This is a genomic window from Actinoalloteichus sp. GBA129-24 (assembly GCF_001941645.1).
Classification (GTDB): domain Bacteria; phylum Actinomycetota; class Actinomycetes; order Mycobacteriales; family Pseudonocardiaceae; genus Actinoalloteichus_A; species Actinoalloteichus_A fjordicus.
Window position 1 is genome coordinate 1,146,372 of sequence record NZ_CP016077.1, and the last position, 13,631, is coordinate 1,160,002.

At 68.5% G+C, this 13,631-nt stretch carries 14 protein-coding genes; 7 read left to right on the forward strand and 7 right to left on the reverse strand.

The annotated features are described in order from the left end of the window. Positions 1-6: 6 nt before the first annotated feature. The gene (locus UA75_RS05260; protein ID WP_198044224.1) at positions 7-1,353 is read left to right on the forward strand and encodes a sensor histidine kinase; all 1,347 of its coding nucleotides are present in this window, start codon (positions 7-9) and stop codon (positions 1,351-1,353) included. Next, complete coding sequence (locus UA75_RS05265; RefSeq protein WP_075739295.1) at positions 1,350-1,970, forward strand: response regulator; 621 nt, start codon at positions 1,350-1,352, stop codon at positions 1,968-1,970. Before UA75_RS05260 ends, UA75_RS05265 begins: the two co-directional genes overlap by 4 nt. Positions 1,971-2,353: 383 nt before the next feature. Here UA75_RS05265 and UA75_RS05270 read toward each other — a convergent pair whose 3' ends face one another. Beyond that, the gene (locus tag UA75_RS05270; protein WP_075739296.1) at positions 2,354-3,019 is read right to left on the reverse strand and encodes a hydrolase; all 666 of its coding nucleotides are present in this window, start codon (positions 3,017-3,019) and stop codon (positions 2,354-2,356) included. A 190-nt stretch (positions 3,020-3,209) separates the two neighbouring features. On the opposite strand from UA75_RS05270, the gene UA75_RS35025 reads away from it, so the two are divergent. Both UA75_RS35025 and UA75_RS33705 read left to right on the forward strand, forming a co-directional pair. Further along, entirely contained in the window at positions 3,210-3,476 is a 267-nt protein-coding gene (locus UA75_RS35025) for a LysR family transcriptional regulator (protein WP_075739297.1), read from the forward strand. After that, on the forward strand, positions 3,428-3,607 hold the full coding sequence (locus UA75_RS33705; protein ID WP_198043199.1) for a hypothetical protein: 180 nt from the start codon (positions 3,428-3,430) through the stop codon (positions 3,605-3,607). Before UA75_RS35025 ends, UA75_RS33705 begins: the two co-directional genes overlap by 49 nt. Before the next feature lie 40 nt (positions 3,608-3,647). Here the strand turns inward: UA75_RS33705 and UA75_RS05280 are convergent, their stop codons facing one another. The 4 genes from UA75_RS05280 to UA75_RS05295 form a co-directional block, all read right to left on the reverse strand. Further along, positions 3,648-4,331 carry a response regulator gene (locus UA75_RS05280; protein ID WP_075739298.1) on the reverse strand — a complete coding sequence of 228 codons (684 nt, stop codon included), beginning with the start codon at positions 4,329-4,331 and terminating at the stop codon, positions 3,648-3,650. Beyond that, positions 4,328-5,515: a sensor histidine kinase gene (locus tag UA75_RS05285; RefSeq protein WP_075739299.1), complete on the reverse strand. Its 1,188-nt coding sequence runs from the start codon at positions 5,513-5,515 to the stop codon at positions 4,328-4,330. Before UA75_RS05285 ends, UA75_RS05280 begins: the two co-directional genes overlap by 4 nt. A 10-nt stretch (positions 5,516-5,525) precedes the next feature. After that, positions 5,526-6,362: a CPBP family intramembrane glutamic endopeptidase gene (locus UA75_RS05290; protein ID WP_075739300.1), complete on the reverse strand. Its 837-nt coding sequence runs from the start codon at positions 6,360-6,362 to the stop codon at positions 5,526-5,528. A 385-nt stretch (positions 6,363-6,747) separates the two neighbouring features. Next, complete coding sequence (locus UA75_RS05295; protein ID WP_075739301.1) at positions 6,748-7,392, reverse strand: NAD(P)-dependent oxidoreductase; 645 nt, start codon at positions 7,390-7,392, stop codon at positions 6,748-6,750. Positions 7,393-7,480: 88 nt separating this feature from the next. On the opposite strand from UA75_RS05295, the gene UA75_RS05300 reads away from it, so the two are divergent. Together UA75_RS05300 and UA75_RS05305 are read left to right on the forward strand one after the other, a co-directional pair. Further along, on the forward strand, positions 7,481-7,897 hold the full coding sequence (locus UA75_RS05300; RefSeq protein ID WP_232237639.1) for a winged helix-turn-helix transcriptional regulator: 417 nt from the start codon (positions 7,481-7,483) through the stop codon (positions 7,895-7,897). A 368-nt stretch (positions 7,898-8,265) separates the two neighbouring features. Then, entirely contained in the window at positions 8,266-9,267 is a 1,002-nt protein-coding gene (locus tag UA75_RS05305; protein WP_075739303.1) for an NADP-dependent oxidoreductase, read from the forward strand. A gap of 771 nt (positions 9,268-10,038) precedes the next feature. Here the strand turns inward: UA75_RS05305 and UA75_RS05315 are convergent. Then, a complete protein-coding gene (locus UA75_RS05315; protein ID WP_198042937.1) occupies positions 10,039-10,746 on the reverse strand; it encodes an alpha/beta fold hydrolase in 708 nt (235 codons plus the stop codon). 192 nt (positions 10,747-10,938) lie between these two features. On the opposite strand from UA75_RS05315, the gene UA75_RS05320 reads away from it, so the two are divergent. Beyond that, the gene (locus UA75_RS05320; RefSeq protein WP_198044225.1) at positions 10,939-11,847 is read left to right on the forward strand and encodes an RNA polymerase sigma factor; all 909 of its coding nucleotides are present in this window, start codon (positions 10,939-10,941) and stop codon (positions 11,845-11,847) included. Positions 11,848-12,370: 523 nt separating this feature from the next. Here UA75_RS05320 and UA75_RS33710 read toward each other — a convergent pair. Continuing rightward, positions 12,371-13,327, reverse strand: a complete 957-nt coding sequence (locus UA75_RS33710) for an alpha/beta hydrolase (protein ID WP_198044226.1) — start codon at positions 13,325-13,327, stop codon at positions 12,371-12,373. Between the last annotated feature and the right edge of the window lie 304 nt (positions 13,328-13,631).

Here is a 13,631-nt window from a genome sequence, read left to right on the forward strand (position 1 = left end):
GTGTCGATGACGCGGGATGCCGGGGCCGTGGAGCGCCCGAACTCCGGGACGCACGACTCCGCCGTCTCGGAAGGTGCGGAGATCGCGAATCGCTCCCAGCTGGCCTGGAAAGAGGATCAGCTGCGGGTCTGGGACCTTCTGCAGTTGTTCACACCGTGGCTGCTGCTGACGATCTCGACGGCGATCTATTTCGCGTGGGTGCTGCCGGCCTCCGGCGAACGCTTCTGGCCCGTGGGCGCATCCGTCTTTGGGCTGGTCGTGGCCTCGGTGCTGTGGGTGCTGTTCGGGCACACGCTGCCCCTCAGGAGGAGGATGCTCCGGCCCGCGTCGGCGGGCATCTACCTCGTCGGGCTGCTGGCACTGTGCGTCACCCTCATGACGTACTCCGACATCTTCCTCGTCTTCACCATCGCGGGCTTCTTCCACGCGCACCTGCTCACACCGTGGCCGTTGGGGGTGCTCGGAGTCCTGGCCACCTCCGTGGCCCTCAACGGCTCGGCGATGCGGGTGTGGGCTGACCCGACCCCGGAGTCGCTCGCGGAGTTCACCCTGATCGTCGCCGTGCAGACCGCGGCGATCGCGGCGGGCATCCTGCTGACGGCGCGCAACGAATCAGCGGAACGCAAGCGGGAGGAACTGGTCGAGCGACTCGAGGCGGCACTGCACGAGAACGCCGGGCTCCATGCCCAACTGGTCGTCCAGGCCCGTGAATCCGGAGCCCAGGATGAGCGGCAGCGCTTGGCAGGCGAGATCCACGACACTCTGGCCCAGGGGCTCGCAGGCATCATCACGCAGCTCCAGGCCGCGGAGCGTTCCGCGAGTGTGCAGGGCGAGACGGAAGAGCACGTCGCGCGGGCACTTCGGCTCGCGCGCAGCAGTCTGACCGAGGCCAGACGGTCCGTGCAGGCGCTCGCTCCCCAGGAACTCGGGCGAGCGCACCTCCCCGACGCGCTGCGCACGTTGACCGAGCGATGGGCGGAGGACCATGGGGTGCGAGCGCAGGTGGAGGTCACCGGCGACCGAGAGCCACTGAGCCCGGCGATCGAGGTGTCGCTCTTTCGGGTCGCGCAGGAGTCGCTGACCAACGTGGCGAAGCACGCGGCGGCCTCGCGCGTCGGGGTCACGCTGTCGTACACGGGCGCCGAGGTGCTGTTGGACGTGCGGGATGATGGACGCGGGTTCGCGAAAGCGGCCGGTACCGGCTTCGGCCTGACGAGCATGCGCCAACGCATCAGAGGGGTCGGCGGTCACATAGAGGTGCAGAGCGCACCGGGTGAGGGAACTTCCGTCAGTGCGCGCGTTCCGGCGATCGCCCCCGGGGGTGCGGGGTCGAAGGGGGAGACCGACCGATGATTCGACTAGTGATCGTCGACGACCATCCGATCGTGAGGGGCGGTCTTCGCGACACCTTCGCGGACACCGAGGACATCATCGTGGTCGGTGAGGCAGGGGACGGCGCCGAGGGCATCGAACGTGCGAAGCTGCTGGCCGCGGATGTCGTGCTCATGGACCTTCGGATGCCCGGGATGGACGGCGTCGCCGCGACCGCAGCCCTGCGCGAGCGGGTCCCGAGTGCCCGAGTGCTGATCCTGACCACCTTCGACAGCGAGAGCGACGTACTGCCTGCGATCGAGGCTGGTGCGATCGGATATCTGCTGAAGGATGCTCTGCCCGACGAGCTGATGCGAGCCGTCCGTGCAGCCGCGCGTGGCGAGTCGGTGCTCGCGCCGTCGGTGACGCAGCACCTGATGGGGCAGGTTCGGCGGCCGGGCGCAGGCACACTGACCGATCGAGAGAAGGAGGTGCTGCAATTGGTCGCGAACGGCAGTTCGAATCGAGAGGCCGCTACAGCGTTGTTCATCGGCGAAGCGAGCATCAAGACCCATCTGCAACACATCTACGACAAGCTCGGCGTTCGCGATCGAGCCTCGGCGGTGGCCGAGGGCTACCGCCGTCGCCTGCTCACCTGATGCCCCCGCTGCCTGCCACCGCACGGCAGGACCGTCGCGAGCGGCATCGAGATCGGAATGGACGACGACGTTCGCCAGGTCGCGGTAGTGCGGCTCTTCCCAGCCGGGGTGTAGAGGTTGCAGGCGCCCACCCCGATGGTGATCGCCTCGTATGTGCCGTCGGCTTCCGGGTACGGAACGTGCCGTTCGAATGAGTTGCGTCGTCTCCCACGGTGCCCTCGCCGGGCGCGTCGGTGGCGGTTGCGGACATGACCATCTTTTCGAGCTGTTTCTGCGCCTGTCTTGGTGGTGTGTGCTCGCCGACCGCTCGTTGACGCACCGGGAGGCGGGTCTGGCGCACGCCATGCGCGCCAGACCCGCCGCCGACTCGGCAAGCTCCTGCGTTACACGCCGACACCACCGGTGGTGGGTGGCGTGGCCAGCAGTTGCAGCTCCCAGGCGAGCGCGATCCCGCTACCGCCACCGTGTTCGGCGAGCACCGGCGTGGTCACGGCTGCCCTCGCCTCGTCGGCCCAGTCGCGCTGCCATTCACCGGCCAGGACCGTCCAGGTGATGGGCACCACGCCTGCCTGCACCATGCGACGCACCGCCATGTCGTGCGCCTCGGCAGTGGCCCCGCCGCTGGCGTCCGTGACGACGAAGACGTCGTAGCCCTCACCCACTGCCTGGATGGCGGGCATGGCGACGCAGATCTCCGTCCACAGCCCGGCGATGATCAGCTTCTTGCGCCCGGTCTTCTCCACGACGTCGACGACGTTGCGGTCCTGCCAGGTGTTGATGAGTGTGCGGTTGATCGGCTTCTGGTCCGGGAAGACGTCCTGGAGGGCCTTGATGAGGTAACCGCCGCGTTCCTCGATGACCGTGGTCAGCACGGTGGGGACGTCGAGTCCCTTCGCGAGCTTGGCCAGGCCGACCACGTTGTTGACGATCATGGTCGATTCGTGGCTGTTGAGGTTCGCGAACTGGAAGGGCTGATGGTCGATGAGTACCAGGACGCTCTCCTCGGGGGTGAGCAGCGCTTCGAGTCCGGCCTTTGCGGTACGCGTCACGATGTCTTCTCCTGCGTGGACGAGTTCGACGTTCGACAGTCAGAGTCAGAGAGCTCGGGTGGCGCCACCCGGTAGACGAGCAGGCCGAGCCCGGACCGCGCGATCACGGGAATCGGACAAGACCCGGCTTGACCAGCCTTGACGAGGGCACTTGCGACGTCCTCGGCGTGTCGAGAACGACGCTACGGCGGTGATCGGCGGGCGTCCAAGACTTGCCAGGACGCCCGCCGATAGGATTCGTCTATCGATCCGCTCCCGCGTTCTGCGCTACTTCATTGCCGTAGCCGAGGAACTTCACTTCGGTCGCGCAGTCATCCGTCTCTATCTCTCCCAGCCGTCGCTGAGCCATCAGATCTGGAAGCTCGAGGAGGCCCTCGAACGCCGCTCTCGGTGTGTTCGAGCCGTCGGGTGCAGCTCACCGCTGCGGGTCACACGTTGGCTGAGGAGGCGCCGATAGCGCCGGCCGCCGTGGAACAAGCCGTCGCCGTCCTGGAAGACCGTGATCGTTTCGCCTGCCGCCACGTCGTCACCGGCAGTGTCGGCGGCAATGTCGACCTGGATGCTGACCACCGCTGGGTACGACGGTGATCTGAGCACGTGTCGCGACAGTCGGCTCGGCGTGCCGCGATCAGTCCTCTCTGCGCACCAGACCGATCCGGTAGGCGAGGACGACTGCCTGCACGCGGTCCCGTAAGCCGAGTTTGGTGAGGATTCGGGATACGTAGGTCTTCACCGTCTCCGTGGAGATGACCAGCTTCTCGGCGATCTCGGCATTGGACAGGCCTGCGGCGAGCTGTTGGAGAACCTCCAGTTCGCGGCGGGTGAGCGTCCGCACGACGTGGTCTCGTTCCGGGTGCGAGGTGTCGGTCGGGCGCAGTCGTTCGGCGAAGCGGCCGATCAGGCTTCGGGTGACTGCGGGCGCCAGCAGGGACTCGCCGCGGGCGATGGTGCGGATGCCGTCGAGCAGTCGGGCAGGCGGGGTGTCCTTGAGCAGGAAGCCGCTGGCGCCTGCGCGAAGTGCCTCGTAGACGTATGCGTCGACGTTGAAGGTGGTGACGACCAGCACCTTCGGCGGTGCCTCGACACCGGGGCCGGCAAGCCGCCGGGTCGCCTCGATGCCGTCCAGAACCGGCATGCGAACGTCCATCACGACCACGTCGGGGCGCAGCCGCCTTGCCAGCTCCACCGCCGCACGGCCGTCTGCGGCCTCACCGACGACCGTCATGTCGGTCTGTGTCGAGAAGATGGTGACGTACCCGGTGCGCACCAGCTCCTGGTCCTCGCAGATCAGGACGCGGATCGACTCGGTCATCCGGCACTGCCCGACGGGATCAGGGCATGGACGCGGAAGCCGCCGTCCGAGCGAGGACCGGCCACCAGGTCGCCGTCGAGCATCCGCACCCGTTCCCGCAGCCCGGTCAGACCGCGTCCTCCCGACGGCGCGACCGGTGTGTCGGCGGCGGTTCCTGTGGTGGTCACCTCGATCTCGACGTGCTCTTCGCCGTGTCGGACCAGGACCGTGGTCGGTCGCCCGGTCGCGTACTTGATGGCGTTGGTGAGCGCTTCCTGTATCACCCGGTAAGCGGCCAGCTCCACGTCGACGGACTGCGGCCTGCCGACGCCCTGCTCGGTCAGCTCGACGGGCTGACCCGACATCCGGGCGTGCTCGACCAGGTCGCCCACACTGCCCATGGTCGGTGTCTTGGCCGGGGTCGTGGAGTCGCCGGTCGCCTCGAGCACATCCAGCAGGGCCCGCAGCTCGGTCAGCGCCCGGCGCCCGGTCTCGCTGATGGCGGTCAGCCCTCCTTCGACGCGTGCCGGTGCGGTGTCGAGCACGAACTGTGCCGCGTCGGCCTGGACCACCATCGCGGTCACGTGATGGGTGACCACGTCGTGGAGGTCACGAGCGATTCGCGCCCGCTCGGCGGATGCGGCCACGGCTGCGGCCAGCCGCTCGCGTTCGGCTCCTTCGGCGCGCCACCTGCGCACACCGCTCCCAGCCAACCAGATCACCGCCGTCAACAGATAGAACGCGAGATAGTCGAGAAACCCCTGGGGTGACCCCAGTTCGTGCAACACGACCACGAGGACCACGTAACTCGTCGTCAGCACCGCACCCAGCCCCAGCCGGAACCGGACGAGGTGTGCTCCGGCGGCATACAAGGCGAGGAGGAATCCCACCTTTCCGAACGTGTCCGGGTAGCCCAGCACCTGACTGACCGCGAACGCACCGCTGGTGATCAGGACGCACGCGGCGGGCCACCGGCTCCGTACCGCCAGCGGCAGACACAGCGCCAGAGTCACAACCAGTCCGATCGCCCCGCCGGACGTGCCGACCTGCAGCCGGGGGAGATCGCCGATCTCCGGCCCGATGTGGGACACCGTGGGGACGAAGGCCAGTACCGCGACTCCCACCGCCAACGCGATGTCCTGGCGGGGAATCGGGTGATCGCGCCGCCGGACCATGGCGCGGAGGGATGCCGTGTCGACGAGCATCCTGCGCAGCCTAGCGGTGGCGCCATGGCGCCAGGTTCCCGCGCCTGCGCGCGGCGATGAGCATGGGCGTGGCGAGCAGCAGGCTCACGACTATGGGGGCGATCGACGCCTCGATGCCGAAAATACCCCCGGTCAACAGGTCCGGGCCGGTCGGCTGTGCGGTCAGCACCCCGACGGCCTCATGACCCGAGACGGGGATGCCGAGCAACGCCACGCTGGTGTTCCACGCGAAGTGCAGGCCGATTACCAGCCAGAGGTTGCGCCGCCACAGGAACGCCGCACCGAGCAGCACCCCGGCCTCGACGGCGATCGCGAACGAGCTCCACACCGTGGCACCAGGGTTGGCCAGGTGCAGGAGCCCGAACAGCACAGCGGTGATCGCCAGTGCCATCCCACTGCCACACAGCCGTTCCAACGCCTGCAACACCAGACCTCGGAAGATCAGCTCCTCGGTCACCGCCGCCCAGAGTTGTACGACCACCATGCTCGCCACGATCGCCGTGATGCCGCCGGACGAGCGGGTGAACGAGAACTCCGTGATCACCATGAGCACCGAGGCGGCGATGAGCACGACACCGAGTGCGATGCCGATCGCCGCGTGGGACACCGCCCGCCTCGGCGCGATCTCCGGCACGCTCCGCCGCGCCACGTAGCGCATGACCACCCAGTAGACGGCGACGGCGGCCACGGCCCCGACGACGGCGAGCACCGGGTGCCCACTTGAGGACAGCGCCGACACTCCGCCGATGCCGACGGTGCCGACCAGCATCCACCCGAGCGGAGACCGCAAGACGCGGTGGAAACGCCCGATCTCGTGATCCGTGCGCTCGGCGGCTTCCGCGTCCACTCATGACCTCCGGCTGATCAATCGCCACCTGATCTGGTGACCCGGTGAAGGCTATGAGCGCTCGGCCGTCGCGGAATCCCCGCCGAGGGGACGATTCGGATAGCTCTCACGGGGGACCCCGGCGCACGAGACCGGCCACACCGAGGGGATTCGCGCCGCGCGGTCTCGCCATGGGTCTCTCCGCCGTTGCCGTCAGCGATCTCAAACGGATCGGTCCGCCCGACCGTGCCGATGAAGACTTCGTGATCGGGGACGAGTGGCGAAGGCGGTGAGTCTCGGTCGTCTTCACCCCACTCAACCGGGATCGGAACTAAAGCATGGCTGTGCGTTCCACTGCGTTCAACACGTTCATCGGAACCAGACGACCCTTCCGGAGCCGTTCCGATCAGTGGCTCAGATTGACCTGTACCCGGTGATGCTCGCCCTTCTCGATCAGGTCGACGAACCCGAGGGCATAGTCAGCGGCGGAGATCGCGCCGCCGTCGGGCTGGACCGCGACGTCGTCGCCGAGCCGGTAACGGCCGAGTCGTTCGCCCGGCATCCGGGCGCCGAACCGCAGCGCCGGGCTGACGAAGATCCAGTCGAGTGTCGCGGGTGCGGCCGGGAGATCCTCGAGGATGAGCGCCGCCCCGGAGCGGATCTCGTCGTGAAGTTCGGCGGGGATGTCGCTGAGGTCGGTGACGAAGCGATCCGCCCCGGGCGCGGGGCGCAGCGACGAGGCTCCGCCGACGACGTACAGGGGTGCGCCTGCGTCATCGGCCAGGCGCGCGATGGTGCGGTAGGCGTCGCGGAACGTGTGGGCCAGCGGGCCGCGTGGGGCGATGGCGCCCACTACGGCGTCCGCGCCCTCGATGGGCGCCGAGAGCGTTGCCTCATCGGCGGCGTCGCCTTGGACGTAGGTCACGTTCGGGAGTGGCGCCTCGGGGAGGGAGCGGCTCAGCGCGGTGACTCGGTGACCCCGTGCTGCGGCCTCCGCGACGATGGCCGAACCGGCATAACCGGTGCCGCCGAGGACAGTAATTCGAGACACGAAGTACCTTTCTGTGGAGTGCGTGGCGCCGGATGCGGCGCTGCGATTACCGTATGAGTGCAACTCTCCAATGGGAAGAAGGCACTTTGTGGTAACCACCCAGGCCGAGTCGGTGCTCCGTGGCAGCCCCTACCGCGCGGACTGCCCGACTCGCCACATCCTGGATCGCGTCGGCGACCGTTGGACGGTGCTGATAGTGGGCGCCCTCTGGGACGGCAACGCCCGCTTCTCAGAGCTGCGTCGACGCATCGAGGGCGTCTCGCAGAAGATGCTTACCCAGACTCTCCGCGGGCTCGAACGGGACGGGCTCGTGCACCGCACCGTTCACCCCGAAGTTCCGGTCCGCGTCGAGTACACGCTCACCGAGGCGGGCCGTACCCTGCGCGAACCGCTACGCGCACTACAGGAATGGGCGATCACGCACCTCGGCGATGTGTCAGCATCGCAGGAGGACTACGACCACGCGAATCGACCTCTTTCCGATTCCACGGATCGCGACAAGTAACGCTGCGATATCGGCGCTGTCTACTGCCGATAGTCACATCGCCGATGTCCAGGTCCGGCTCGAGGTGTCTCCACGGCCCTGCCAGGCGATCGGAGTCAAGCGGTGCGAGACAAACAGCCCCGGGCTGCGAGAGCTCACCGCTGAGCCAGATTCCCACTTGCCGCTCGCTGATACGGCGGCTGACGCTCGCGTCGGCGAATGGATGCTGTCTGATTTCTCTTGCCTGTGCTGACGGTGATGCGTCATCACTCGCGTGGTTGGTCCATGCCGCCTCCGTGTCAGGTGGGGATCCCGCCGAACCGATCAGATTGGCAGCTGACTCATCTGCATCGGCCTAGTCGCAAACCGTCAGAGAAAGAGAGCGAATCATGAGAGCGTTCGTCGTCCACGAATACAAGGGTCGGTTGTCGGAGGAGGACGTCCCCGAGCCCGTCGTCGGAGAGACGGATGTGCTCGTTCGGGTCGTCGCGGCAGGTCTGAACCAGCTGGACGAGAAGATCAGGGAAGGTGCATTCAAGCGGATCCTCCCGTACAAGCTCCCGCTGATTCTCGGGCACGACGTCGCGGGGACCGTGGTCCGTGTCGGGGCGAGGGTGCGCGGGTTCACGCCAGGCGAGGAGGTCTACGGCCGTCCGCGTGACGGGCGGATCGGCACCTTTGCCGAACGTGTCGCCGTCGACGAGTCCGACCTCGCTCGCCGTCCCGCATCCCTCGGCTCCGTGGCGGCGGCTTCGCTGCCGCTGGTGGCGTTGACCGCGTGGCAGGCGCTCGTCGAGCGCGGGAACGTGCAGGCAGGCCAGAAGGTCCTCATCCATGCAGGCGCAGGTGGGGTCGGTACGGTCGCGATCCAGTTTGCCAAGCACCTGGGCGCGACGGTCGCGACCACGGCGAGCGGTTCCAATGCCGACTTCGTTCGCGAGCTCGGCGCGGACACCGTCATCGACTACCGCACGCAGGACTTCGAGAAGGAGCTCTCCGGCTACGACCTGGTGCTCGACAGCCTCGGCGGGGAGAACCTCGAGAAGTCGCTGCGGGTCCTCCGTCCCGGGGGGAAGGCGATCGGGATCTCCGGCCCGCCGGACCCCCTGTTCGCGAAGACGGCCGGGTTGAACCCCGTGCTGCGGCTGGCGATCACCGTGCTGAGCGGCAAGGTCCGCAGGCAGGCGAAGAAGCTCGGTGTCAGCTACGAGTTCCTCTTCATGCATGCGAGTGGAGACCAGCTCCGCCAGATCACCACGCTCGTCGAGAGCGGCGTTCTTCGCCCGGTCGTGGGGAAGACCTACCCGTTCGATCAGACCCCCCAGGCGCTGGAGTCGCTCGCCAAGGGCGGCGCCAGGGGCAAGACCGTCATCACCCTCCCCGCCGATTGATCCACGTCGCATCGCACGAACTAAGGAGGGACTCGCGCTACACCGGGATGCGCGCCGCCATGATCTGATGCGCGGTCACAACGAGCTGATCACTCGGACGCGGTCGCGCATCGCGTGCTGGGCGATCTCGGCGGCTGGTCGATCCAGTCGAAGCCGTGCACGGCCGAGGAGCGTACGTGCAGTCCGCAGGGCACGCCTGCCCGGTAGAGCCCGCGGGCGTAGTCGACGCGGCCTGGAGGTCGATTCCGGTTGACTCCGCTGGGTCGATGAACCATTCACTACCGTCACGCCGACCGCGTCGTCGATGCGCTGCGCTCCCGCGTCGCGGAGGTCGAGTACCTGCTGGCCGAGGGCGAGGCCGCCAGGCGGCACCGCTCGACGTGAGTTTTCGTCCGTCGACGGGAACCGCGCGGCCACTGATGGCGTACATCGCGGTTCCCGCCGACCGTCCTGCGTCAGTGGGCGAGGGCGGGTCCGGCTGCGAGGCGGTGCAGGCCGAAGGGTGCGAGTTCGGCCGGACGGCTACCGGTTTCCGTCCAGGGCCGTGCTGCTGTCGAGCCACCTGCTCGCCGAGGACTCGCAGATCTGCGACCAGCGACACGACGGACCCGATGCCGCCGTGCGGGAAGCCCTGAACGGACTCGACGTGCGATCTGAGATCGGTCCGCGACCCCGGTCGACGGGGAGGAACCACCGTGCGGGTGCCCCGATGATCCACGCCGGAGCATCGGCGCCCCGCCGCTGGTCTGGACTTCCGGCACCGACGCGCCGTCAGCTGAGCAAGATCGCTTGCGTGACCTCGTCGGGATGGGTGAGCATGCCGTCGTGGGGTCCTGGCACGATCACCGGGCTCAAGCCGAGGCGCGTGGCGAACTCGGCGCCCGGCCGCGCCAGGACCTGGTCGTTCTCGGCGAGCAGATAAGCCAGGTCCACGTCGAGGGACGTGAGGTCGGGCAGGTCCAGGGCGTCGGTGTAATAGGCGCCGGGAGTGGGTTCGAGCAAGTCGAACAGCAGGTCACGAGTGGCTTGGGGAGCGTCGGGCGCGAGCAGGCCTGCCAGCTCCCGGGAGACGTCGACGGTACCGTCCGGGCTCGCCGCAATGGCGTCCCGGATCATCGTGGCGTAGTCCGGGTTCTCGTCCACCAGCGGCACGCCGCGGGCGGGGACCAGGGCACTGTAGAAGATCACCTTGGAGACCTGGCCCGCGAGCCGGTGCGTGGCGGCGGTGACCGGATAACCGCCCCAGCTGTGCGCAACGAAGGTGACGTCGGTGAGCTCGCGGTCGAGCACCGCCTGGACGGTGTGCTCGACCGCATCGGACAGACGCAGTGCGGCGCGCTCGTCACCGTCGGCGAATCCCGGCAGCGTGAGCGTGATCGCGGTGTGGCCTGCGGCGCGGAGCCGGTGGGCGACCGGCGTCCATTGCCAGCCGCCGTGTCCGGCGCCCGGTACCAGGACGAAGGTGGAAGTGCTCGTCACGAACTGTCTCCATTCGCAGGTCATGCCCCGACCGGAGGTGGTGGGGTCTGCCGACGAGATGCAGCCCGGACCAGAAAAGTTCGACGAGACGGAAAGAAAAACGGTCGGGCACGCACTTGTTCCCGCCGGATCACCCGCCATCCGGACCCGCGACTGCCTGCCTGCCTGCCGAGCCCTGGCATACTCGCGGTTGTGACGCCGGATGAAGAGCTGGTGGCGCTCGCCTTGGCAGGTGACAGCACCAGCTTCGGTGCGTTGTTCACCCGGCATCGCGCTGGCATGACCGCAGTCGCGATCGCCGTGCTCGGGGATCCGGTCGAGGCCGAGGACGCTGTGCAGGACGCCGCGCTGACCGCCATGAGCCGTCTCGCCGATCTGCGCAATCCCGCTGCCCTCGGACCGTGGTTGCGGACCATCGTCCGCAACGGCTGCCGGATGCGGCTGCGCTCGCCTTCCCCCGTTGCCCTCGACGAGCCGCCTTCAGTGTCCACCGATCCACACCAGGCCCTGGACCGCGCCGCAGCACGGGACTGGGTCTGGCATGCCATCCAGCGGCTCTCGCCACCGCTACAGGAAGTGACGTTCCTGCGGTACTTCACCGCTGCCCGGTCCTATCAGGATGTGGCGCTGGCCTGCGGCGTTCCCATGGGGACCGTGCGCAGCCGGCTCAACCAGGCCCGCACCGTGCTGCTCCGGGAGCTGAGTGCGACCGAGCACACGTTCCCGGACGACGCGAGCGCGTTCGCCCGTGCCCGCAGGCACGAGGCCGAGTACACCATCGCCTCGGGCAACGCAGGCGAATTCGCCTCGGTGCTGCGGGACCGCTGGCATCCCGACGCCACCGCGAGCTGGACCGACGGGCGCCAGGTCCACGGCATCCGCGGGGTTGCCGACGTCATGGCAAAGAGCGTGGACTCAGGCATCCGGCAGCGGCTGGTCACCGCGGTCGCCGGCCGTGACGTGCTCGTCTGGCAGATCGACGTGCTCAATCCCCCAGGTGTGGCCGGCTGTCCCGCCCGGGCGTGTTGGCTGCTGGACCTGGATCGGGACCGCGTCCGCAGGCTCCGGCTGTTCCATCCGGCCTCGCCGGGCTTGTCGTGACGACCGGGCAGTTCCGGCAGCGCATGGCACGATCGCGCAGGTGCGCAAACCAGCGCAGACGCAGCGGGTGTGCCGGATCGCAGCCGACGAACGTCGGCTGATGTTCGAGGGCACTCTCATGAAACCTGGGCGACTCCGCCGAGACGATCACGGCCGGCCAGCTGATCCTGCGTGAACGCTAGGTCCCCTGACCTCCACAGTCTTGTCAGCGAGCAATGTCCGCGGACGACGCGGGCGTTTCTCGCTTGGCGTGTTCTCCGGCGGGTGCGAGCCTCCGGACCACGCGCAGGTGACGTCGCTCCCGGGCCTGCTGTGGTTGCGTTGCAGGACGACGCCGGGCAGGCCGAGGCGGCCCGTCAGGGCTGCTGCGGCACTGCCCAGCGCCGACGAGCCGCACCGCTCCGACATCTTCGGACGCCCTCGACGCTCATCTCAGGCGCGGACGGTCGATTGCCGTGCGGCTGCTCATGCCGGCCGGATGACGACGGGGTGCACAGTGTCGATCGTCGCCTCCGAAGCGCGGTCACAAGGAGTTGATCATCCGGATGCGGTCTCGCATCGCCTGCTGGGCGATCTCGGTGGCCGGGTCGATCCAGTCGAAGCCGTGTACGGCCGAGGGGCGCACGTGGAGTTCGCAGGGCACGGCTGCCTGGTAGAGCCTGCGGGCGTAGTCGAGGGTCTCGTCTCGCAGGATGTCGAGCTGCCCGACCTCGAGGTAGGTCGGCGGCAGCCCGGAGAAGTCCGTCGTGCGTGCCGGGGCCGCTGCCGCCGGTACCGCGTCGGTGCCGCGTGCGGTCCCGAGCAGGGCGGTCCAGGCGGTGCGGTTGCCCTCGTAGGACCAGACGACGTGCTCGGTGAGGGTCGGGTCCGGCGTCACGGTGCGGTCGTCGAGCGTCGGGTAGATCAGGATCTGTGCCGCCGGGCGTAGGCCGTGGTCCCTCGCGAGGAGCACTGCGCCCGCACCGATGCCCCCGCCCGCGCTGTCGCCCATGACGGCGATCCGCGCCGCATCCACGCCTAACCGTTCCGCGTTCTCGAACAGCCAGCGGACCCCGGCGAAGGTGTCGGCGGCGGGGAGGGTTCCCTGGTGCTCCGGTGCGAGGCGGTAGCCGACGGACAAGAACGGGACGCCCGTGCGGTGCACGTAGTGGTTCACCAGCTGCTCGTAGTCGTCGAGCCTGCCCGCGACCATCGATCCGCCGTGCACGTAGACCACCGCCGAACCGGGGATGGGGGTGTCCTGGCGCTCATGCCAGCGGAGTTCGACGGAGTGTCCGTCCTCGGCCGGTACCGAATCAACGGTGACGCGCACGTCGTCCGCACGCGGGATCGCACCGAAGGCGGCGGCGAGTCCGGCGTCGAGTGAAGGCCGTAGCGCCAGGGCCTCCTCGTACGATCGCGTGGCGTAGTCCTGGCTCTCGCCGGTGTGCGCGGATCCGGCGGACGCCGAAGTGGTCTCGGTGGGGAGGCGGCTGATCACGATCCCATTCTCCCGCGACGCCCGCCGCAGGCCCGCCGCCGAGGAGGCCGACGCCGATCCGCGTCCGAGCGCGATCGGCAGGCGCAGCGGGGTGCGGGGGAGACGCCGCGTGCCGCCGTGTCGAGGTGTTCTCGCAGGTACGGCGCTGTCTCGCAGGGATCGGCGGCTCCGATCGTGCGGAGCGTGATCCGGGGCGTTCGATGTCCTGGAGCGGCCCCTACCCGATTTATCGTCCCCGCCAGGCAGTGTTCTCTGCCCTTCCGACACGATCGCGGCGGCCGGTCGCACCTCTGGATCACTGCAC